This window comes from Guyparkeria hydrothermalis (genome assembly GCF_023555375.1).
GTDB lineage: Bacteria > Pseudomonadota > Gammaproteobacteria > Halothiobacillales > Halothiobacillaceae > Guyparkeria > Guyparkeria hydrothermalis.
This window is the reverse complement of the sequence record NZ_JAJSEE010000001.1, coordinates 272,486-294,100: the sequence shown is the minus strand read 5'-3', so window position 1 is coordinate 294,100 and position 21,615 is coordinate 272,486. Positions and strand designations below refer to the sequence as shown.

General features: G+C 64.9%; 16 protein-coding genes. 14 read left to right on the top strand and 2 right to left on the bottom strand.

Annotated elements, in window-relative coordinates:
* Positions 1–413 precede the first annotated feature (413 nt).
* The 3 genes from LV475_RS01360 to LV475_RS01350 all read left to right on the top strand — a co-directional run bounded on the left by LV475_RS01360 (position 414) and on the right by LV475_RS01350 (position 4,328).
* Positions 414–686: an HU family DNA-binding protein gene (locus LV475_RS01360; protein ID WP_125197932.1), complete on the top strand. Its 273-nt coding sequence runs from the start codon at positions 414–416 to the stop codon at positions 684–686.
* 350 nt (positions 687–1,036) lie between these two features.
* Positions 1,037–2,965: a SurA N-terminal domain-containing protein gene (locus LV475_RS01355; protein ID WP_169303671.1), complete on the top strand. Its 1,929-nt coding sequence runs from the start codon at positions 1,037–1,039 to the stop codon at positions 2,963–2,965.
* A 52-nt stretch (positions 2,966–3,017) separates the two neighbouring features.
* Positions 3,018–4,328, top strand: a complete 1,311-nt coding sequence (locus tag LV475_RS01350; RefSeq protein ID WP_136867808.1) for a dicarboxylate/amino acid:cation symporter — start codon at positions 3,018–3,020, stop codon at positions 4,326–4,328.
* 73 nt (positions 4,329–4,401) lie between these two features.
* On the opposite strand, the gene LV475_RS01345 is transcribed toward LV475_RS01350, so the two are convergent.
* Both LV475_RS01345 and LV475_RS01340 read right to left on the bottom strand, forming a co-directional pair.
* Positions 4,402–5,088, bottom strand: coding sequence for a DUF4395 domain-containing protein (locus LV475_RS01345; protein WP_136867807.1), 687 nt, complete (start codon positions 5,086–5,088; stop codon positions 4,402–4,404).
* Positions 5,089–5,283: 195 nt separating this feature from the next.
* The gene (locus LV475_RS01340; protein WP_136867806.1) at positions 5,284–6,075 is read right to left on the bottom strand and encodes an enoyl-ACP reductase FabI; all 792 of its coding nucleotides are present in this window, start codon (positions 6,073–6,075) and stop codon (positions 5,284–5,286) included.
* A gap of 110 nt (positions 6,076–6,185) precedes the next feature.
* Here LV475_RS01340 and LV475_RS01335 point away from each other — a divergent pair, with 110 nt between their 5' ends.
* The 11 genes from LV475_RS01335 to LV475_RS01285 all read left to right on the top strand — a co-directional run bounded on the left by LV475_RS01335 (position 6,186) and on the right by LV475_RS01285 (position 21,537).
* Positions 6,186–8,147: an extracellular solute-binding protein gene (locus LV475_RS01335; protein WP_136867805.1), complete on the top strand. Its 1,962-nt coding sequence runs from the start codon at positions 6,186–6,188 to the stop codon at positions 8,145–8,147.
* Positions 8,148–8,251: 104 nt separating this feature from the next.
* Positions 8,252–8,860, top strand: a complete 609-nt coding sequence (locus LV475_RS01330) for a hypothetical protein (protein WP_136867804.1) — start codon at positions 8,252–8,254, stop codon at positions 8,858–8,860.
* Positions 8,861–9,919, top strand: coding sequence for a microcin C ABC transporter permease YejB (locus tag LV475_RS01325; RefSeq protein ID WP_136867803.1), 1,059 nt, complete (start codon positions 8,861–8,863; stop codon positions 9,917–9,919).
* A gap of 21 nt (positions 9,920–9,940) precedes the next feature.
* The gene (locus tag LV475_RS01320; protein WP_136867802.1) at positions 9,941–11,014 is read left to right on the top strand and encodes an ABC transporter permease; all 1,074 of its coding nucleotides are present in this window, start codon (positions 9,941–9,943) and stop codon (positions 11,012–11,014) included.
* Positions 11,015–11,267: 253 nt separating this feature from the next.
* Positions 11,268–11,666 (top strand): winged helix-turn-helix domain-containing protein, encoded by a 399-nt coding sequence (locus tag LV475_RS01315; protein ID WP_250105593.1) that lies wholly within the window; start codon positions 11,268–11,270, stop codon positions 11,664–11,666.
* Complete coding sequence (locus LV475_RS01310) at positions 11,663–12,499, top strand: ferritin-like domain-containing protein (protein ID WP_250105592.1); 837 nt, start codon at positions 11,663–11,665, stop codon at positions 12,497–12,499. Before LV475_RS01315 ends, LV475_RS01310 begins: the two co-directional genes overlap by 4 nt.
* 244 nt (positions 12,500–12,743) lie before the next feature.
* Complete coding sequence (dnaE, locus tag LV475_RS01305; protein ID WP_250105591.1) at positions 12,744–16,274, top strand: DNA polymerase III subunit alpha; 3,531 nt, start codon at positions 12,744–12,746, stop codon at positions 16,272–16,274.
* Positions 16,275–16,337: 63 nt separating this feature from the next.
* The gene (locus LV475_RS01300) at positions 16,338–18,128 is read left to right on the top strand and encodes an ATP-binding protein (RefSeq protein WP_250105590.1); all 1,791 of its coding nucleotides are present in this window, start codon (positions 16,338–16,340) and stop codon (positions 18,126–18,128) included.
* A gap of 897 nt (positions 18,129–19,025) precedes the next feature.
* A complete protein-coding gene (locus LV475_RS01295) occupies positions 19,026–19,262 on the top strand; it encodes a DUF4160 domain-containing protein (protein WP_250105589.1) in 237 nt (78 codons plus the stop codon).
* Positions 19,243–19,482, top strand: coding sequence for a DUF2442 domain-containing protein (locus tag LV475_RS01290; RefSeq protein ID WP_136867964.1), 240 nt, complete (start codon positions 19,243–19,245; stop codon positions 19,480–19,482). Before LV475_RS01295 ends, LV475_RS01290 begins: the two co-directional genes overlap by 20 nt.
* A 249-nt stretch (positions 19,483–19,731) precedes the next feature.
* Positions 19,732–21,537 carry an AMP-dependent synthetase/ligase gene (locus LV475_RS01285; RefSeq protein WP_250105714.1) on the top strand — a complete coding sequence of 602 codons (1,806 nt, stop codon included), beginning with the start codon at positions 19,732–19,734 and terminating at the stop codon, positions 21,535–21,537.
* Positions 21,538–21,615: the final 78 nt, after the last annotated feature.

Genomic DNA, 21,615 nt, shown 5'->3' with positions numbered 1-21,615 from the left:
GGCCTGATCGAGAAGAAAAAGCGCGGCGGCAAGGGCAAGAACCTGGCCCACTGAGGCAGGTCGCGGCCCGCGCCCGGCTCCGGTCGGTCGCGTTGCCGGGACGTGCATGACCGGGTCCAGTACCCCGACGTGCAAGAAAACCACACCGCCCCTCCACAACCGGAGGGGCGGTTTGTTTGTATGGGGCGTGCAGCGATCGTCGGGTTACTGGATGGATTTGGCGGTTTGCCTGCCTACCTGTCGCGCCAGAATGCGCGTTACGCGGGCGATTTGCGTGTTGACACGCCGAAGGTCGCACTTGTATAACTGTTTTCGCTGTTTCCGTGCGGTGGCCAGCTGCGCCGCGTCCTGACGCTGACGCGCGGTGAGCCGGGACCCGAACAGACACTTTTTTCACCAAGGGATGACAAGGTATGAACAAATCTGAACTGATCGATGCGATGGCCGACAACGCTGGCATTTCCAAGTCGGCGGCCGCGAGTGCCCTGGATGGTTTCATCGATGCCGTTGGTGGCGCGCTGAAGAAAGGCGATCAGGTCACGCTGGTGGGTTTCGGGACCTTCCTGGTTCGCGAGCGTGAGGCCCGGACTGGCCGTAACCCGCGCACCGGCGAGACGATCAACATCAAGGCCTCCAAGCTGCCGTCCTTCAAGGCGGGCAAGGGCCTCAAGGACGCGGTCAACTGATCGATCCAGACGGAAAGCATCCGGTGGGCCGGCCGCATTGATGGCCGGCCCACCGACGAGAAGGGGCGGAGACGCCCCTTTCTTTTTGCCCGGCGCTTTTCCCTTGAACCGCGCCTCTGGTCGCGCCCTGACCCGGCCGACGGCCGGTTGAAGGCGCGGCGAGAGAACCGGCGCACCGGTGCCTTGGCTGGCGCCCGGCGCCCGAGGGTGGCCGGGGGAACCCGGGAGCGGCATGGGTTGGCAGGCCCGGCCCTGCTATCATGCCGCTCGGTTTGCACCGATACCGAGCCGTCGGAGCGACGGCCGCGCCCACACCACCAAGACAGACCCGAAGCGGGAGTGACCTAGACATGTTGATGGATATCCGCGAGAAGATTCGCGGCTGGCTGGCCTATGTAATCGTTGGTTTGATCAGCATCCCGTTCGCCTTGTGGGGTGTGGGCGAGTACCTCGGTGGCGGCAAGGAGCAACCGGTCGCCGAGGTCGACGGCGAGGAAATCACGGCCCGTCAACTCGATCAGGCCTTCAGCGAGCGCCGTCAGCAGTTGATCGCCCAGAGCGAGCAGCAGATCACCGCCGAAATGATCGAGCGCATGGGCCTCAAGCGCCAGGTGCTCGACCAGATGATCAACGAGCGCCTGCTGGTCCAGTTCATCCGGGAGCAGGGCTACGCCGTGCCCGATGGCCTGGTCGCCGCCACCATTCGCGGCATTCCCGCCTTCGAGCGCGACGGCGAGTTCGACCGCGAGGCCTACGAACGCCGCCTGGCCCAGCAGGGCATGACGGTCGAGCAGTTCGAGAACGACGTGCGCCGCGACCTGCTGTTCAACACCCTCGACAACGCCTTGATCGGCAGTGCCTTCGTCACCGAGCCCGAGGTGCGCCAACTGGTTGCCCTGCGTGACCAGATGCGCGAGGTCGGCCTGGTGCGTCTCGACCGCGAGACGGTTGCCGCCGGCATCGCCGAGCCCGACGAGTCGACCCTCAAGGCGTATTACGACGAGCGCGTGGATGCCTTCCAGCGGCCGGAGCAGGTGCGCCTGGCGTACGTGGAGATCAGCCCGGAGAAACTGGCGGCCTCCCAGGAAGTCAGTGACGCGGCCCTGCAGGCCGCCTATGACGATTATCGCGAGCGGATGGCCGACGAGGCGGTTCGCCGTGCCCGTCACATCCTGATCCAGCTGCCCAGCGACGCCGACGCGGCCACGGTCGACGAGGCGCGCGAGCGGCTCGAGGCGGCGCGCGAGGCCATCATGGCCGGCGAGGCGAGCTTCGAGGAGAAGGTCGCCGAGCTGAGTGACGACGGCAGCACTCGCGAGAATGGGGGTGACCTGGGTCGCGTGGGCGAAGGGGAGATCGCCGAGTCCTTCGACCGGGCCGTGGCCGAGCTGGGCGAGGGCGAGATCAGCGAGCCGGTGCGCACCCGTTTCGGCTGGCACCTGATCGAGGTCTACGAGGTGGGTCAGGCCGAGGTGCCGCCGCTCGAGCAGGCGCGTGGCGAGCTGATCGAGCAACTCAAGCAGGACGCCGCCGAGCGTGCCTACTACGATGCCGCCGAGCAGCTGGCCAGCATCAGCTACGAGCAGCCGGACAGCCTGGTGCCCGCCGCCGAGGCCGTTGGCCTCGAGATCGAGACCAGCGACTGGATCAGCCGCGAATCCGGCGAGGGCATCGGTGAGCACCGGGCCGTGCGCGACGCCGCCTTCGACGAGGCGGTGCTCGAGGAGCGCTTCAACAGCCAGCTGATCGATCTCGACAACAGCCATGGCGTGGTCGTGCGCGTCGAGGAGTACCGCGAGGCCCAGCCGTTGCCGTTCGAAGAGGTCCGGGACCAGGTGCTCGCGCAATGGCGTGCCGAGCGAATCGAGACGGAGATGGCCGAGCTGGCCGAGGCGATCGAGTCCGATCTGGCCGCCGGCCAGGACCCCGCCGAGCGCGTGGCCGAGGTGGAAGCGGCCAGCTGGAGCGCCCCGGCCTGGGTCGGTCGGGGCGATGCCGGCGCGAGCATGCCGCGCGATGCCCTGGCGGCGGCGTTTGCCCTCACCCCGCCGGAGGGTGATGCCCCGGCCACCGCGACGACCGAGCTCGACAATGGCGATCGGGCCGTGCTGGTCCTGACCGGCGTGCGTGCCGGCGAGCCGGCCGAGCTGGACGCCGAGACGCGCAATCGTCTCGCCGGCCAGTTGGAGAACAACCAGGCCAATCGTCTGATCGACGCCTTCATGCGTTCCCTGCGCGCCGGGGCGGAGGTCGAAATCCGCGAGAGCGCCTTCGACTGACGGCGACCGTGCACGCCCGCCCTGATTCGGGCGGGCGAACCGGAGTGTTTGCATGGCCCTGCACTGGCAGATCCTGACCGCCCTGGCCGCCGCCTTCCTGGTCGGTGCCGTGTTCGGCACCGAGGCGGCCGGCATCCCGTTGCTGTCCATCTACGAGTTCGTCGGCGGCTTGTTCCTCGACGCGCTCAAGATGCTGATCGTGCCCCTGATCACCGCCTCGATCATCACCGGGGTGGCAAGCATCGGCAGTGCCGGCGGGGTGGGGCAGATGGCCGGCCGCACCGTGATCTACTACCTGTTCTCCACCACCCTGGCGGTGACCACTGCCCTGATGGTGATGAACCTGTTCCAGCCGGGCATCTCGGGCGGGCAGCCGCTCTCGGAGACCGTGGCCCTGCCGCCGATCGGCGACGAGGTCAGCGGTCGGCTGGAGGGCAAGGAACTGTCCGAGTTCTTCAATATCCTGCGCGACATGGTGCCGGCGAACATCGTCGAGGCCGGCGCCGAGGCCCAGATGCTCGGCCTGATCTTCTTCTCGGTGCTGTTCGGCATCGCCCTGACGCGGGCGACCTCGCCAGGCATGCAGACGGTCAAGGATTTCTGGGCCGGCGTGCAGGACGTGATGGTCCAGATCACCCACTGGGTGATGAAGGTCGCGCCGATCGGCGTGTTCGCGCTGGTGGCCGGGGTGATCGCGGAGAGCGGCCTGTCGGTGATCCTGCCGATGATCGACTTCTTCCTGGCCGTGGTCATGGGGCTCGCGATCCACGCGCTGGTGGTGTTGCCCCTGGTGCTCTGGCTCGTGACCCGGCGATCGCCGATCCGTTTCATGCGCGCGATCTGGCCGGCACTGCTGGTGGCCTTCTCGACCAGCTCGTCGGCCGGCACCCTGCCGGTCACCCTGCAGGCACTCACCCAGCGTGCCGGCGTCTCGCGCGAGACCTCCTCGTTCGTGCTACCGCTGGGCGCGACCATCAACATGGACGGCACCGCGCTCTACGAATGCGCGGCGGTGCTGTTCATCGCCCAGGCCTACGGCGTGGACCTGTCGCTGTCGATGCAGGTGCTGATCGTCGTGCTCGCCCTGGTCACCTCGGTGGGCGTGGCCGCCGTGCCGTCGGCGAGCCTGGTCGCGATCGCCCTGATCCTGGGCGTACTCGGCCTGCCGCTGGAGGCCATGGGGCTGCTGCTGGTGGTCGACCGGCTGCTGGATATGCTGCGCACCTCGGTCAACGTCTACAGCGACGCGACCGGCGCGGTGATCATTGCCAAGCTGCGTGGCGAGGAGCGTGTCCTGATGGACACCCGTCCCGACGAGGGTGCCGAGACCGGCGAGCCGGCCGGGGCCGCCGAGCGCGGCTAGGATCGGATAACATCCGGACCCGTAAAAAAGCCCGCCGATGGCGGGCTTTTTTCGTGGGGGCCTCTCGGCGGCGTCAGTATTCCAGGGTGTCGAGATCGATCGTGTCGAAGTTGGACTCGTCGACCTCGACGTTGTCCTGGATATTCCAGAGGTTGTATTCCGGGATCGCCCAGAGCAGGCCGAGGAAGGCGACCACCAGGATGACCTGCCACCACTTGACCCGCTGGATCGGCTCGAGCCGCTTGATGCGGCAGGCGCCACCCGGGCAGAGCTGCGCCTGCTTGCCGGTCAGCAGGTTGTAGGCCACGCAGCCCAGGCAGATGCCGAAGGCCGACTCGAAGGCCAGGAACAGCAGGCAGGCCGAGCAGCCGATCAGGTTCATCAGGCCGGTGTTCGCCTCGATGAACACCACCCAGATCATGAACGCCGCGATCAACAGGCCGATGCCCCAGGCCACCCGTTTCTGCGGTGCGCCGACGTACTCGACTTCCTGGTTGCGCGTGATCAATCGCCCCATGATCATGAACGGGGCGTACTGCGGGTTGATCAATACCCGGATGCCGAACTCGACCGTGAAGGCGAGGATCAGCAGGCGTTCCCACATGAAATCGCCGGTGAGAAACCCCTGGGCGAAGGCAAAGCCGGCGAACAGCGCCAGCACGCCGGCGGCGGCCCGCGCCTCGCGCTCGTTGATGACCCGGACCGGGTACTCGTCGACCTGTTCGCCGAAATGAAAGACCTTGCGGATGCCAGTATCCATCGTCCCTGTTTCCTCCAGTATGTCCTGATTAACTGATATTCCTGTTTTAGGAATGGTGGTGGCGGGCAATCCCCTTTTCCAATCAAAGTTTTCTCGGTGGGACCTCGTGTTTTTATCGGTCTTGCCAACGCCGGCGGAGGGCAACGAAAAAGGGCGCCCGAGGGCGCCCTGATCTCGCGTCGTCGCCGACGGGGTTCAGTCCTCGCAACGACCCATGCCGGTGATGAAGTAGCCCGAGTCGACGTGGACGTTCTCGCCGGTCACGCCCGAGGCGAGGTCCGAGCACAGGAAGGCAGCGGTGTTGCCGACCTGCTCGATGGTGACGTTGCGGCGCAGCGGCGCGTTGGTGGCGACGTAATCGAGGAAGCCCTTGAAATCGCCGATGCCCGAGGCGGCCAGCGTCTTGATCGGACCCGCGGAAATCGCGTTGACGCGGATGCCGCGCTCGCCCAGCCGAGAGCCGGCGAGATAGCGCACGGTCGCCTCCAGCGAGGCCTTGGCCACGCCCATGACGTTGTAGTTCTTCATCACGCGCTCGGCGCCCAGGTAGCTCAGGGTCAGCAGCGCGCCCTCGTCGCGGATGTACGTCTCGCCGGCCTTGGCCAGGGCGGCGAGCGAGTAGGCGGAGACGTCGTGGGCCTGAGCGAACGCCTCGCGGGACATCCCGTCGAGGAAGTCGCCGTCGAGTGCCTCGCGCGGGGCGAAGGCCATCGCATGGATGACGATGTCGACACCTTCCGGCCAGTGCTCGGCCAGAGCCGGGAACAGGGCGTCGACCTGTTCGTCGTCGGTGGCATCGAAGGGCAGGTAGATGTCGGAGCCCAGGTCCTTGGTGGCCTTCTCGACCTTCGGCTTGAAGCGCTCACTGAGATAGGTGAAGGCCAGTTCGGCGCCTTCGCGGTGCATGGCCTCGGCGATGCCGTAGGCGATCGAGCGGTTGTTGGCGATGCCGGTGATCAGGGCACGCTTGCCGGATAGGAATCCCATGGGTCTCTCCTTGTGTTCGAAAAGGGGGCGACGGCCGCATCGGGCCGACGGCGAAAACCGCCGGATGATGCTTGGTCTGCGTTCGATTTTCACCGTATTGTATTCGCCTGATGATCAACAAGCATCCCACAGAGCTACATTGCCCCTCGGTTAGGGACGACACGGCCGACCCGCCGCGGGGCGAGAACCTGCTCTCGCCCGACCGGCGCCTGTTCCTGCGTCGACTGGCCGGTATCGGTGGCATCGCCGCGATGGGCGCCGGGCCGGGGCTGTCCCGGGCGGCGGGCTTCGCCGAGGCGCTTGGCTACGACCCCGGTTATTCGGCTGACCTGTCGCACTTCGAGTACGTCAATCCCCGCGCCCCGCGCGAGGGCTCGCTGACCCTGTCGGTATTCGGTACCTTCGATTCGCTCAACCCCTTCGTCCTCAAGGGGCTGGCCGCTACCGGCACCAACAGCCTGCTGTTCGACACCCTGGTGGTGCGGGCCTGGGACGAGCCGTTCTCGGTCTACGGCCTGCTGGCCGACCGGCTGGAACTGGCCGAAGACGGCCTGTCGGCCACGTTCCGCATCAATGCCGACGCCCGGTTCGTCAACGGCCGCCCCGTTACGGCGCATGACGTGGTGTTCAGCTTCGAGACCCTGGTGGGCGAATCGGCCCATCCCCGCTACCGCTACTACTGGGCGGATGTCAGTGGTGCCGAGGCGGTCGATGCGCGGCACGTGCGCTTCGACTTCCGCCGCGTCAATCCCGAACTGCACATGATCATCGGCGAGCTGCCGGTGTTCTCCCGCGATGCACTCGCCGAGGTGGATTTCGCCGATTACTCGCGCACGCCGCTGCCGGGCAGTGGCCCCTACGCGATCGAGGCGATCAATTTCGGTCGCGATATCCGCTATCGCCGCCGGGACGACTACTGGGCGAAGGACCTGGGCGTGAACCGCGGTCAGCACAACTTCCGCACGCTGGGTTTCAAGTACTACAAGGACGAGACGGTCGCGCTCGAGGCATTCAAGGCCGGCGAGTTCGACGTCTTCCACGAGACCAATTCCAAGCGCTGGGCGCGCGCCTACCACGGCAAGCCGTTCGACGAGGGGCGCATCCGTCGCCGCGAGATCCCGCATGACAACAACGCCGGCATGCAGGGCTTCGCCATGAACACGCGCCGGTCACTGTTCGCCGATCGCCGCGTCCGTCGGGCACTGAATCTCGCCTTCGATTTTCACTGGTCGAACGTGCACCTGTTCTACGGCCAGTACAGTCGTTGCGACAGCTACTTCGCCAACAGCGAGCTGGCCGCGCGCGACATCCCGGAGGGCGCCGAGCTCGATCTCCTGGCGCCACACCGGGACCGGTTGCCGCCCGAGCTGTTCGAGCAGGCCCACGTGGTGCCCTTCGCGCCCACCCCTGAGATCCAGCGTCAGCACCTGGTCCAGGCCCAGCAGTTGCTGGCACAGGCCGGCTGGGGGCTGGAGGACGGCAAGCTGCGCAACGCCGACGGCGAACCGTTCGCCTTCGAGATCATGCTGGCGCAGCGCGGCTTCGAGCGGATCGTCGCGCCGTTCGCCTACAACCTGCGCCGGCTGGGGATCGACGTCTCCTACCGCACCATCGACGTGGCGCTCTACCAGCGGCGCATGAACCGCTTCGAGTTCGACATGACCGTGGTCTCCTACGGCCAGTCGCAATCGCCGGGCAACGAGTTGCGCGAGATGTTCGGCAGCGAATCGGCGCACCGCGAGGGGTCGAGGAACTACAGTGGGGTGGATGACCCGGTGGTGGACGCCATGATCGAGGCGGTGATCTACGCCGAGGACCGCGAGGCCCTGGTGACCGCCTGCCGGGCGCTCGACCGGGTGCTGATGTGGAATGAGTACCTGGTGCCGAACTGGTACATCGGCGCGCATCGCCTCGCGTGGTGGAACCGGTTCGGCTACCACGATGAGCCGCTGCCACGTTATTTCAGCGGGGCGGAATGGGTGATGCAGACTTGGTGGGAAACCCATGCCGAACCCCAGCCGGGGCCGGTGGTCAACGACGTGAGCAGCCTGAATGGAGGGAGCCCGTCATGAATCCAATCGTTCCGCCGGTAGCACGCGGCGCATCGTCGGTGTCGATGGGCGCGCGGTTCCGACCCCGCCGGTTGCCACGGCTCGCCACTGGGATGGCCCGGGTAATGGCCTTGGCGATGGGCCTGGCGATGGTCTTGGGGTTCGCCGGCTGCGCCTCGCCGCAGTACGCCACCGAGGTGCGCTACCTGCCACCTGCGACCGAGGCCGGCCGGTCCTGCCTGCGTGGCTGCCAGACCGACATGCAGGCCTGCCAGGCCGATTGCCAGTCGCGTCGCGAGAGCTGCATCGCCGGCATCCAGCCGCAGGTGGAGGCGGCCTTCGACCAGGCCCTGCGCCAGTACGAGGCCGAGCGACGCGTCTACATGCGCGAGCGCCAGTACTACCAGCTCGACCGGGCGATGCAGTTCGGGCTGTACCGTGACCCGTTCTACTACGGCTACCCGGCCTCGTTCTGGTTCACCGACCGCTTCTACGACGACCCGCCGATTCCGCCCGAGGCCCCCAGCCGCGAGGCGATCCGCGCGGCGGTGATCGACCAGGAATGCAACATCGACTGCGGCTGTCAGGCCGCCTTCGACCAGTGCTATGTCGGCTGCGGCGGGCAGGTCGAGCGTCGCGTGGTCTGCGTGGAGAATTGCGACGGCGAGGCGCCGGTCTCGCGCATCCCGTCCAGTCCGACCGCCGAACCGTCATCAAGGGGCGGGGGGCAATAGATGGGCGCCTATATCGCCAAGCGCCTGGCCCTGATGATCCCGACCCTGTTCGGGATCCTGCTGATCTCGTTCGCCGTGATCCAGTTCGTCCCCGGCGGGCCGGTCGAGCAGCTGATGATGCAGTTGAAGGGCGGTGCCCAGGGCGCGGCGGCCGAGTCGGGTGGCCAGTTCACCGGCGGGCTCTACCGCGGCGAGCAGGGGCTGGGCGAGGAGCAGATCGAGCAGTTCCGCGAGTTCTACGGCTTCGACCAGCCGGCCTGGCAGCGTTTCGGCGATATGCTCGGCAACTACCTGACCTTCGACCTGGGCGAGTCCTACTTCTACCAGCGGTCCGTCGGCGAGCTGATCGTCGAGAAGCTGCCGGTCTCGATCAGTCTCGGGGTGTGGACCTTCCTGCTCACGTATCTCGTCTCCATCCCGCTCGGGGTGGCCAAGGCGGTGCGCGACGGCAGCAAGTTCGACTCGATCACCTCGACGGTGATCCTGGTCGGCTACGCCATCCCGGGCTTCGTGCTCGGCCTGGTACTGCTGGTGCTGTTCGGCGGTGGCAGCTTCGTGCAGTGGTTCCCGCTGCGCGGGCTGACCTCGGACAACTTCGAGCAGCTCTCGCTGATGGGCAAGATCCTCGACTATCTCTGGCACCTGGTGCTGCCGATCACCGCGATGGTGGTGGGCAACTTCGCCGTGATGACCATGCTGACCAAGAACAGCTTCCTCGAGGAGATAAGAAAGCAGTACGTGCTTACCGCGCGCGCCAAGGGCCTGGCCGAGCGCACGGTGCTCTACCGCCACGTCTTCCGCAATGCGCTGATTCCGATCGTGACGGGCTTTCCGGCGGCGTTCATCGGTGCGTTCTTCACCGGCAGCCTCCTGATCGAGACCATCTTCTCGCTCGACGGGCTTGGGCTGCTCTCGTACAACGCGGTGCTGCAACGTGACTATCCCGTGGTGCTGGGCACGCTCTACGTCTTCAGCCTGATCGGGCTGTTCGGCAAGCTGCTCTCTGACCTGGTGTATGTCTGGGTCGATCCGCGTATCCACTTCGAGGCGGTACGGTAAATGGGCGAGGAGACCTCGTAGATGTCGATTGTCGATGCCGGAGCGGACACGGCCGTCACCAAGGGCAGTGGCGCCGAAGGGCAGGTTTCCACGGCGGCACGCGCCTGGAAGCGCTTCCGTCGCCATCGGCGCGGCTGGATCAGCCTGTGGGTGTTCCTGGCGCTGTTCGTCCTGAGTCTCGGTGCCGAACTGATCGCCAACGACCGGCCGCTGATCGCCCAGTACCAGGGCGAGCTGCTGTTCCCGCTGTGGAACGACTACCCCGAAACGCGCTTCGGCGGGGATTTCGCCACCGCCGCGGACTACACCGACCCGTACGTGATCGAGCTGATCGAGCGCGAGGGCTGGGTGATCCGCGCGCCGATCCCGTTCTCCTTTGACACCATCGACTACTACAACGAGGAGCCCAACCCGGCCGCGCCCAACAGTCGCCACCTGCTGGGCACCGACGACCGTGGCCGCGACGTGGCCGCCCGGCTGATCTACGGCTTTCGCATCTCGGTGCTGTTCGCGCTGGCCCTGACGGTGATCGGCACGGCGATCGGCGTGCTCGCCGGTGCCGTGCAGGGCTATCTCGGTGGCAAGACCGACCTCGTCTTCCAGCGCTTCATCGAGGTCTGGGCCGCACTGCCGGAGCTGTATCTGCTGATCATCTTCGCCTCGATCTTCGAGCCGTCGATCGGACTGCTGCTGGCCCTGCTGGCCCTGTTCGGCTGGATGGGGCTGTCGGACTACGTGCGCGCCGAGTTCCTCAAGGGGCGCAACCTCGACTACGTCCGGGCCGCCCGCGCGCTGGGGGTCTCGGGCCCGCGGCTGATGTTCCGCCACCTGATGCCCAATGCCATGACCCCGGTGATCACCTTCCTGCCGTTTCGCATCTCCGGGGCGGTGCTGGCCCTGACCAGCCTCGACTTCCTCGGCCTGGGCGTGCCGCCGTCGACGCCCTCGCTGGGCGAGCTGCTCTCGCAGGGCAAGAGCAACATCGACGCCTGGTGGCTGTCGGTCTCGACCTTCTTCGTCCTGGTGGGCACGCTGGTGCTGCTGATCTTCGTCGGCGAGGCCACCCGCGACGCGCTCGACACCCGCCGCGGCTGAGCCGGCCTCCCGGTAGGAGCGGCGTTAGCCGCGAAACCCTCAGGTGCCAGAACCAGACCATCGCGCCTGAAGGCGCTCCTACGGTATTTGTCGGCGAGGTAGGGAGCCGCGTCAGCGGCCGTCCCGGCCAGACCGCGCCCGGCTTCGGATGGGCTCGAATTCATCCGGCTTCCCTTGCCACCCGGCCGACCCGCTCGGGTATCATGGGGCGCATTCATTCTCGCCCACCCGCCCCGTCACGGATCGATCGCGCATGCCCAAGAAATCCCGCCAGAATCGACTTCCCGGCCAGGCCTATGCCCCGGGGATCCACGCCCGCCTGTGGCTGATCGACGAGGCCGGCGAGCACTATCTGGGGGTGGGAAAGGTGCGCCTGATGGAGGCCATCGACGAGCTCGGCTCGATCAGCCACGCCGCCCGTACGCTCGGCATGAGCTACAAGCGCGCCTGGTCGCTGATCCAGGAGGTCAACCAGCTCGAGGACGAGCCCTACGTGTCCAAGGAGGTCGGCGGTGCCGGCGGCGGACACGCCACGGTCACCGAGACCGGCCGTGCCGCCATCGCCCGCTATCGGGAGCTCGAGGACGACCTGCGCGCGTTTCTCGCCCAGCGGGCCGAAACGAAGGCCGGCAAGCGGGGAGGGCAGGCATGACCGACACGCTCCGCGAGCGCGCCGGCCGTGCCCTGCGCGACAACAACCCGGCGGCCAAGGCCGACACCGTGCGCGCACTCTATGACGAGGCGATGGCCATGCCGGACGCCGAGGTGCCGCTGCCGCCCGTATCGGTCGAACCGGTGCCGGACCCGGGCCGCCCCGAGCGCCCGGAACTGGTCGCCCCGCGCGACGTGCCCAAGCGCGGCCCGGCCACGCCCGAGGGCCGCGCGTCGATGGCGCATTCCTTCGCGCATATCGAGTTCAACGCCATGAACATCGGTCTCGATGCCTGCTACCGCTTCGATGCCATGCCCGCGGGCTTCTACCGCGACTGGCTGTCGGTAGCGCGCGACGAGGCCAAGCACTTCGAACTGCTGGACGCCTATCTGCGCGAGCGCGGCTACGAATACGGCGCGTTCCCGGCGCACGCCAGCCTCTGGGAGACCGTGCACGGCACCGAGCACGACGTGCTGGTGCGCATGGCCCTGATCCCGCGCGTGCTCGAGGCGCGCGGCTTGGACGTCACCCCCGGCATCCAGCGCAAGCTCGCCCAGTACGACGACCAGCCGCTGATCGACATCCTGGATGTCATCTACACCGAAGAAATCGAGCACGTGCACATCGGCACGCGCTGGTTCCGCTATGCCTGCGAGCAGCGCGGCGTCGATCCGCGTACCACCTTCCGCGAGCTCTTGCAGCAGTACATGGCCGGGCGCATCCGCGGCCCCTACGACGAGGTCGGCCGCAAGGCCGCCGGCTTCACCGACGGCGAGATGCAGGACTTGAAGGACATGGAAGCCGAGACGCTCGCCATGCTGGAGGGCAAATGAGCGCTTTTCGCATGACGTGTCACCAAGCCGATCCTGCCGCCTCCGCCCGTAGGAGCGCCTTCAGGCGCGATGGTCTGGGATTGGTATCTGCGGGTATCGCGGCTAAAGCCGCTCCTACGGTAATGGCGATGTTCCGTGTGAGCTTGCCCTGCAAGCGAACCGCGCCGCCGGCGCGGGTCCCGGCTTCCGCATGCCGCCGCAGGTTGGGCTGGCACGGCTCGTTCGCGTCGGGGGAGGTGGCCGCATGAGTTTCGTCCACCTGCACGTGCACAGCGAGTACTCGCTGATCGACGGCACCCTGCGCGTCAAGGACGCGGTCAAGCACGCCAAGGAACGCGGCATGCCCGCCATCGCCCTGACCGACCAGGGCAACCTGTTCGCGATGGTGAAGTTCTACAAGGCAGCACTCGGCGCCGGCATCAAGCCGATCTTCGGCGCGGACTGCTTCGTCTACGAGAACGCCCAGACCCCGCCGTCGCGCGTGGTGCTGCTCGCGCAGAACGACACCGGTTTTCTGCATCTGACCGAGCTCTTGTCGCAGGCCTACTGCGAGGGCCAGCACGACGACCGGCCCTGCCTGAACCGCGACTGGCTCACCCCAGAGAAGACCGACGGGCTGATCGCGCTGATCGGGGTGGACAGCGATCTCGGTCGTGGTCTCGTCCACGGGCTCGATCACGTGGTCGACGAGGCGCTCGCCTTCTGGACGGTGCGCTTCCCCGACCGGCTGTATCTCGAGCTCACGCGCACCAACCGTGTCAACGAGGGCGCGTTCATCGAATCCGTCGTGGATCTGGCCATCGCGAAGGACCTGCCGGTGGTCGCCAGCAACGACGTGCGCTTTCTCGACCAGTCGGACTTCGAGGCCCACGAGGTGCGGGTGTGCATCAACCAGGGGCGCACGCTCGAGGACCCGCGCCGCCCGCGCGACTACTCCGACCGCCAGTACCTGCGCACCGCGAACGAGATGCGCGAGCTGTTCAGTGATATCCCCGAGGCGATCGACAACAGTCTGGCCATCGCCGAGCGCTGCAACGTCACGCTGAAACTCGGCGAGAATTTCCTGCCCAACTTCCCGACCCCGGCCGGGCAGACCGAATCCGACTACCTGCGCGAGCTCTCCGCGCAGGGGCTGGAAGAGCGCCTGGAGCGCGTGCCGGCGGAAGACCACCAGACCTACCGCGAGCGGCTCGAGCGCGAGCTGGACGTCATCATCCAGATGGGCTTCCCCGGCTACTTCCTGATCGTCGCGGACTTCATCCAGTGGGCCAAGCGCCAGGACATCCCGGTCGGGCCGGGGCGGGGCTCGGGCGCCGGCTCGATCGTCGCCTGGGCGCTGCTGATCACCGACATCGACCCGATGGCCTACGACCTGCTGTTCGAGCGGTTCCTCAACCCCGAGCGGGTCTCGATGCCCGACTTCGATATCGACTTCTGCATGGAAGGCCGCGACCGGGTGATCGACTACGTCGCCGAGCGCTACGGCCGCGACGCCGTCTCGCAGATCGCCACCCACGGCACCATGGCCGCCAAGGCGGTGGTCCGTGACGTCGGCCGGGTGCTGGGCTACCCCTACGGCTTCGTCGATCGCATCGCCAAGCTGATCCCCTTCAAGCCGGGCATGGACGTCTCGCTCGACGACGCCCTCGGGCGCACCGAGAAGAGCCAGAAGGAACCCGAGCGTTATTCGGCCGACCTCAAGGAGTTCTACGACCGCGACGAGGAAGTCCAGGCGATCGTCGACATGGGCTGCGCCCTGCAGGGCCTGCCGCGCTCGGTGGGCAAGCACGCCGGCGGCGTCTTGATCGCGCCCTCCAAGCTCACCGACTTCACGCCGATGTTCTGCGAGGCCAACCACGCCTCGCCGGCCTCCCAGCTCGACAAGGACGACGTCGAGGCCGTCGGCCTGGTCAAGTTCGACTTCCTTGGCCTGCGGAACCTCACCATCATCGACTGGGCGCTGAAGGCGATCAACGCCACGCGCGAGAAGGCGGGCGAGGAGCCGATCGACATCTCGGCCATCCCGATGGACGACCCCAAGAGCTTCGAGTTGCTCAAGCGCTGCGAGACCACCGCGGTGTTCCAGCTCGAGTCCAAGGGCATGAAGGGCCTGATCAAGAAGCTCCAGCCGGACAACTTCGAGGAGATCATCGCCCTGGTGGCCCTGTTCCGCCCGGGCCCGCTCGATTCGGGCATGGTCGACGACTTCATCCTGCGCAAGAAAGGCGAGCAGCAGGTCGAGTACCTCCACCCGTGGCTCGAGGAGGTCCTCAAGCCCACCTACGGCGTGATCGTCTACCAGGAGCAGGTCATGCAGATCGCGCAGATCCTGGCCGGCTACACCCTGGGCGGCGCGGATCTCTTGCGCCGGGCGATGGGCAAGAAGAAGCCCGAGGAAATGGCCAAGCAGCGCCAGATCTTCCTCGACGGCGCGAAAGAGAAGGGTGTGGACGTCGACGAGGCGGGCTACATCTTCGATCTGGTCGAGAAGTTTGCCGGCTACGGCTTCAACAAGTCGCACTCGGCCGCCTACGCGCTGGTCGCCTACCAGACCGCCTGGCTCAAGGCCCACTACCCGGCGTACTTCATGGCCGCCGTGCTCTCCGCGGACATGGACAACACCGACAAGGTGGTCGGCCTGATCGAGGAATGCCGGCGGATGGAGCTCGAGGTGGTGCCGCCGTCCGTGCAGCGTTGCGCCTACCGCTTCACCGCCGGCGGCGAGCGCGAGATCGTCTACGGCCTCGGCGCGATCCGCGGGGTGGGCGAGGGCGTCATCCAGCGCATCGTCGAGGAGCGCGCCGAGAACGGCCCGTTCCGCGACATGAACGACTTCTGCCAGCGCGTCGGCGCCGGCACGCTCAACAAGCGCGTGCTCGAGGCGATGGTCTGCGCCGGGGCGCTCGACGAGCTCGGTCCCTCACGCGCCGCGCTGCACGCCCACATCCCCGAGGCGATGAAGGCGGCCAGCCAGGTCGCCACGGCCGCCGAGGCCGGCATGAGCGACCTGTTCGGCGGCATGGACGAGCCGGAGACGGCCGTGGCCAGCCCGATCAAGCCATTGCCCGAGTGGTCGGACGACGAGCGCCTGCGTCTCGAGAAGAACATGCTCGGGCTGTATCTCACCGGTCACCCGATCAACCAGTACCTCGACGAGCTGACGCGTTTCATCACCGGGCGGCTCGACACGCTCACCGACAAGGCCGAGTCCGCCGCGGCGGCCGCCGGTGGCGGCTTCGTTCGCGGTACGCCGGCGGTGGTGGCCGGCCTGTGCGTCGCCGAGCGCACCATGCGCACCCAGAGCGGCGACAAGCAGCTGTTCATCACCCTCGACGACGGTCGCGGTCGCGGCGAGATGCGGCTGGTGGGCGACGACATCGAGGTGCTCGCCGACCGCGTCGGTCGCGACCAGCTGGTAATCGTCGAGGGCGACGTCTCCTTCGATTCCTTCAACGGCAACCTGCGCATTCGTCACAAGCGGCTCTACACGCTCGGCGAGGCGCGGGCGCGGTTTGCGCAGTGCGTCACCGTGGCGCTCACCCCCGATTGCGGCATCGAGGCCACCGAGCGGATGCTCGACATCATCGAGCCGTTCCGTGAGGCGGAGGGGTTGCCGGTGATTGTCGAGGTGCAGAGTGAGTTGGGGCGGGGGGCGTTTCGTCTTTCCGATGACTGGCGGGTGGCGCCGGAGGCTACGTTGATGGAGCGGTTGGAGGAACTGGATACCGTTATCCGGGCGGCGGCTTATTACCCTGGTAGAGAAAAAGGCCGGTAGTAACTGCCACGCTCACTTTGTGCTCTTGTGACATGCGGGCCGTTTTTACTCCAAGGAGGGATGATGAAATTAGAAAGGCTGGAAATAAAAAACTTCCGCGCTTATCAAGAAGAAGTTTCAATCAAAATCGGTGATCTTACTGCGTTGATTGGCAGGAATGATGTTGGAAAAACCACGGTGCTAGACGCGCTAGGTGTGTTTTTCAACAATAAGTCCTGCAAATACGATCCAACCGATAAATGTGTATTTGCCTCGGACGATGAGGATGTCGAGATTACATGTGTGTTCTCAGACCTCCCTGAACGTTTGGTGATTGATTCTTCGTCTGAGACTACCTTGCGTGACGAGTACCTCCTTGATAGTGATGGGATGTTGTCACTTTCTCGTGTGTTCAAAAAGGGAAAGGGAGCGGGCGCTTATTTCGTAAATTGCATCCATCCTTCCAGCCAACATGCTAAAGGAACCCTTTTAAAGAAAAATTCAGACCTCAAGTCCACCGCGCAGCATCTAGGTGTCGCGGCCGATGACAATCGGTCAAACGTAAGCCTCCGTCAGGCTATTTATGGCCACTTGGAAGATCTTGAGTTGACTCCACAGAGAGTCTCCCTTTCCAAAGAGGATGGAAAGGAAATTCTTGATCAAGTCCTATCAAAATTGCCACATTTTGCTCTTTTTAGAGCGGATCGGCCAAGTACTGATGAAGAGGCCGAGGTCCAAGATCCGATGAAGGTGGCCGTCTCGCACGCTCTTCAGGAGCTCGACGACGAGCTTGATGCAATTAAGGTCCAGGTGCGTGATCGAGCACTTGATGTTGCTAACAAAACATTAAAACACTTGGCTGGCTTTGATCCTGATCTCGCAATGGATTTGTCACCTGTTTTTAGAGCGGACCCCAAATGGGAAAGTGTATTCAAACTGTCGCTCACTGGGGATGATGACATTCCAATAAACAAGAGAGGAAGTGGGGTGCGTAGGCTGGTCTTGATTAGTTTCTTCAAGGCTGAGGCAGAGAAGATCCGAGAAGAAAGTGAAGGTAACGGGGTTATCTATGCAATAGAGGAGCCTGAGACCTCACAGCACCCTGATAAACAACGTCTCTTGATTGAGTCGTTGGTTGATATGTCTGAGTCGGATGGATGCCAAATTCTGTTGACGACGCATGTCCCTGGGTTGGCAGAACAATTGCCGGTGCAGTCATTGCGTCATGTTCGAAAGAACAGTGGAGGGCATGTTGAGGTTGACTCTGAATCTAGTGAGATGTGCGAGGTTATAGCCCGCGATCTTGGCGTTTTGCCGGACTCTCGAGCCAGAGTGATAGTCTGCGTTGAAGGACCCCATGACGTCAGCTTCCTGAAGGGCATCTCTAAGGTCCTTAGAGATGAGGGTGTAAATGTTCCTGATTTGGCTAATGACCCGCGAATAGTTCTTCTTCCTCTCGGCGGCGACACACTCAGAAATTGGGTAAACAATAATTACCTAAAAAGTTTAGGAAAGCCGGAAGTTCATATTTACGATAGAGACGAGAGTGAGCCTCCTAAATATCAATCCGCGTGCGATGAAGTTAATGCTAGGGGTGATGGGTCCGTTGCATTCCTTACGAGGAAGCGTGAGTGCGAGAACTATTTCCATCCGGACGCAATTAACGAATCGTTGTCCGTTCACGTTTCAATAACTGACAATAATAACGTCCCTCAAGATGTGGCGACAGCTCTTTCGATAAAGGAAAGGACTGCTAAGCGAAAATTGAACCGAGAAGCTGTGTATAGAATGAATCGGGCACGCTTGGAGGAGAGAGACCCGGCGGGCGAGGTTGCTCATTGGTTGGCCGAAATAGACAGTCGTCTGCGTGGGTAAATATTTGACCTAATATGGGGTCGGGCCCAAGTAACTAGCTGATATTCAGCACGATATAGGCGGTGAGCCACGGCTTTGTGTGCCTTGGAATGTCATTTTCGGCGACAAAACTGGTTGCCTAAGGGAGGAGCGGTTCCCCCTATCGTTTGGTGGACCGTTTTCACGCGCCGTTAGCCCGACGCAGTATCAATCTGGCGCTGTGCCCGGCGCGCGAGCCCCTTTTCTTGCTTGTCCAAGAAAAGGGGCGAAAAGAAGGACACCCCGACGCCTTGGCCCTGCGGGCCTGATCGCTGGCGCGATCAGCCTCGCGAACGGGGAATCGCGGACGGGTCGGTTCGACGCGACGTCCTGTCGCGGCGAACCTCGGACCGCCGTCCCTGGCGGCCCGACCCTGCGATTCCCCGCTCGCGAGGCAAGGCGTAAGGGGGACTGGGTCTTCGATTCGAATTGTTGTTGGTGTTTGAGCAGCATGCTTGCCTTAATGTGTAGGCGGACACGTCGTTGCCAGCGTGCGGCACGGCGGGTAACGGAGACTTCCCCCTTTCGGCTTGCCTCACGGCCGGCGGCTGGCCGGGGTCGGAGCGACAGGGACGTCGCTCCGAGGCTCGCCGCGACACGACGTCGCGTCGAGCCGGCCCCGAGACAGCCGTCGGTCGTGAGGCTTCTAGGTCGGACGATGTCCGGCCTAGAAGGCCCGAAGGGCCAAGCCGCGGGGAGTCCTTCTTTTCGGGTATTTTCTTGGACAAGCAAGAAAATACCCTCGCACGCCGCGCAAGGCGGACGGTTTGTGCCATCCCTCGCAAACGGCGTGCGAAACGGTCCTCCACGCCATATTGATGAACGTCAGAATTGTGCAATGATCTTGTGATCGCCCAAGTAGCTAACGCAGGGACGCGTATGCCAACGGTACTTCGGTCCGGACCTTATCGATTCTTCTTCTATAGCAACGAGCACGGTGAGCCGCCGCATATTCACGTGCAGCGGGATCGCCTCTTGGCGAAATGCTGGCTTAAGCCAGTTGCGCTCGCGAGTTCGAGTCACTTTCCGTCCCATGAACTCCGGACCATAATGGACATTGTTCGGAAGAATCAGGACACCTTCCTGGAGGCCTGGAATGAGCACATTGGCGGTTGAGGCGCAGGCCCGTGCCGAGCGGGTTTTTTTTGGTGACGACGACATGACGGTCCAGCTTGTTGATGGTCGCAAGATCAGCGTGCCGTTGGCCTGGTTTCCGTTGCTGGCGGCTGCCGATCGCAAGCAGCTCGAGACATTCGAGCTCCTGGGGGACGGCGAAGGTATTCATTGGCCCGCGCTGGACGAGGACATCAGCGTCAAGGGACTGTTGCGAGGTTAAATGGGCACGGAGCTTGATTCGTGCCGCACCAAGCAACCGGCGTGCGAAACCACCTCCCACGGCAGACCAGCACCATGTCCCCGAGTCCTTGGCCTAGGTGATAAATGGCCTTGCAACAGGCTTTCGCCCTTGATGGGGCATAAAACTCTCTGCCGTTACCTCCCGTAACCGCACTGTTACACTCCGGCAAGTTCAGGATGTTAGCCGGAGGAAATGATGTCCTCGCCCAACCCGACCCACGCCAGTGATTTGGCGGATCACCGCGTCACGCCTGCCCAGGCCGTCAACCTGAGCGGGCTTTTTTTCGAGCGCGTCGCGCGCACGCCGGAGGCGATCGCGTATCGCCAGTACGATCCCGGCTGCCAGGACTGGATCGACACCACCTGGGGCGACATGGCCTACGAGGTGGGGCGCATCCAGGCGGCGATGAGGCGTGACGGTCTCGAAGCCGGTGATCGCATCGCGATGATGCTGAAGAACGCCCGCGAATGGGTGCTGTTCGACCAAGCCGCCCTGGGCCTGGGGCTGGTGACCGTGCCGCTCTACACCGACGACCGGCCGCAGAACGTGGCGAAGATCATCAAGGAGACCGGGGCGAGGCTGCTTGTCGTGGATGGTCGGCGCCAGTGGCGCGGGCTGGAGGCCGTGTCCGACGGCTTCGAGACGCTCAAGCACATCATCACGCTCGCGCCGGTCGACGTGGAGGACGGCGCCAAGGACAAGCACCTGGAGTCCTTCGCCGACTGGACCTTCGGCGCGCGCGGCGAGCCGGTCCGTCTGGAGGCCGATGGCCAGACATTGGCGTCGATCGTCTACACCTCCGGCACGGCCGGGCGGGCCAAGGGCGTGATGCTCACGCACAGCAACATGCTGGAAAACGCGTTTGCCTGCTCGAAGGTCGCCTCGATCACCGGCGACGACCTGTTCCTCTCCTTCCTGCCGCTGTCGCACACCCTCGAGCGCACCGGCGGCTACTACCTGCCGATGATCTGCGGCTCGACCGTCGCCTTTGCCCGCTCGGCGCAGCAGCTGGGCGAGGATCTCGGCATCATCAAGCCGACCCTGCTGATCTCGGTGCCGCGCGTCTACGAGCGCGTCTACGACCGCATCGGCTCGGCGCTGAAAAAGAAGGGCGCGTTCGCCCAGGCCCTGTTCGAACGCACCGTGTCGGTGGGCACGGCGCGGTTCGAGCGCGCGCAGGGGCGGGACGGTAGCGCGATCAAGGCGGCCTTCTGGCCGCTGTTCGATCGGCTGGTGGCGGCGACGCTCCGCGAACGCCTTGGCGGACGGCTGCGCTATGCCATCTGCGGCGGGGCGCCGCTCTCCCCGGAACTGGCGACGGTGTTCACCGGCATCGGCGTGCCGGTGCTGCAGGGCTACGGCCTGACCGAGGCGAGCCCCGTGGTGTCGGTCAACCGCCCGGACGACAACCGCCCCGAGACCATCGGCACGGTACTCGAGGGCGTCGAGGTGCGTCTCGGCGAGCATGACGAGCTCCTGGTCAAGAGCGCCGGCGTGATGCAGGGCTACTGGAAGAACGAGGAGGCCACCGCGGCGGCCATCGACGCGAACGGCTGGCTGCACACCGGCGACCAGGCGGCCATCGACGAGGATGGCCACATCCGCATTACCGGGCGGATCAAGGACATCATCGTCATGGCCAACGGCGAGAAGGTGCCGCCGGCGGCGATGGAGTCGGCCATTGGTCTCGACCCGCTGATCGACCAGGTGCTGGTGCTGGGTGAAGGTCAGCACCAGCTGGCCGCGCTAGTGGTGGTCGAGCCCGAGGCCTTCGCCGGGCTGATGCGCGAGTTCGACATGGACCCCGAGGACCCGGAGACGCTCGTCGACCGCTTCGTCGAACGCCTGGTGTTGAAGCGCGTCAATGCGCGCCTCGAGGACTTCCCCGGATATGCCCAGATCCGTCGCGTGAAGATCCTGACCGAGCCGTGGACGATCGAGGACGGGCTGATGACGCCCACGCAGAAGCTCAAGCGGCCGCTGATCGAGAAGGAACACGCCGAGGACATCGCCGAGCTTTTCGCCGGACGCTAGCGCCATTGTAGGAGCGGCTTTAGCCGCAATTGCTTCGCGACAACCGTGGTTGCAAGTTCAGCCTATCGCGCCTGAAGG

Coding starts and splice junctions, on each gene's coding strand:
- LV475_RS01350 (WP_136867808.1), top strand. CDS start 3,018: ATGGCCCTGCACTGGCAGATCCTGACCGCCCTGGCCGCCGCCTTCCTG.
- LV475_RS01330 (WP_136867804.1), top strand. CDS start 8,252: ATGGCCTTGGCGATGGGCCTGGCGATGGTCTTGGGGTTCGCCGGCTGC.
- LV475_RS01355 (WP_169303671.1), top strand. CDS start 1,037: ATGTTGATGGATATCCGCGAGAAGATTCGCGGCTGGCTGGCCTATGTA.
- LV475_RS01300 (WP_250105590.1), top strand. CDS start 16,338: ATGAAATTAGAAAGGCTGGAAATAAAAAACTTCCGCGCTTATCAAGAA.
- LV475_RS01315 (WP_250105593.1), top strand. CDS start 11,268: ATGCCCAAGAAATCCCGCCAGAATCGACTTCCCGGCCAGGCCTATGCC.
- LV475_RS01340 (WP_136867806.1), bottom strand. CDS start 6,075: ATGGGATTCCTATCCGGCAAGCGTGCCCTGATCACCGGCATCGCCAAC.
- LV475_RS01310 (WP_250105592.1), top strand. CDS start 11,663: ATGACCGACACGCTCCGCGAGCGCGCCGGCCGTGCCCTGCGCGACAAC.
- LV475_RS01345 (WP_136867807.1), bottom strand. CDS start 5,088: ATGGATACTGGCATCCGCAAGGTCTTTCATTTCGGCGAACAGGTCGAC.
- LV475_RS01325 (WP_136867803.1), top strand. CDS start 8,861: ATGGGCGCCTATATCGCCAAGCGCCTGGCCCTGATGATCCCGACCCTG.
- LV475_RS01295 (WP_250105589.1), top strand. CDS start 19,026: ATGCCAACGGTACTTCGGTCCGGACCTTATCGATTCTTCTTCTATAGC.
- dnaE (WP_250105591.1), top strand. CDS start 12,744: ATGAGTTTCGTCCACCTGCACGTGCACAGCGAGTACTCGCTGATCGAC.
- LV475_RS01335 (WP_136867805.1), top strand. CDS start 6,186: ATGATCAACAAGCATCCCACAGAGCTACATTGCCCCTCGGTTAGGGAC.
- LV475_RS01290 (WP_136867964.1), top strand. CDS start 19,243: ATGAGCACATTGGCGGTTGAGGCGCAGGCCCGTGCCGAGCGGGTTTTT.
- LV475_RS01360 (WP_125197932.1), top strand. CDS start 414: ATGAACAAATCTGAACTGATCGATGCGATGGCCGACAACGCTGGCATT.
- LV475_RS01320 (WP_136867802.1), top strand. CDS start 9,941: ATGTCGATTGTCGATGCCGGAGCGGACACGGCCGTCACCAAGGGCAGT.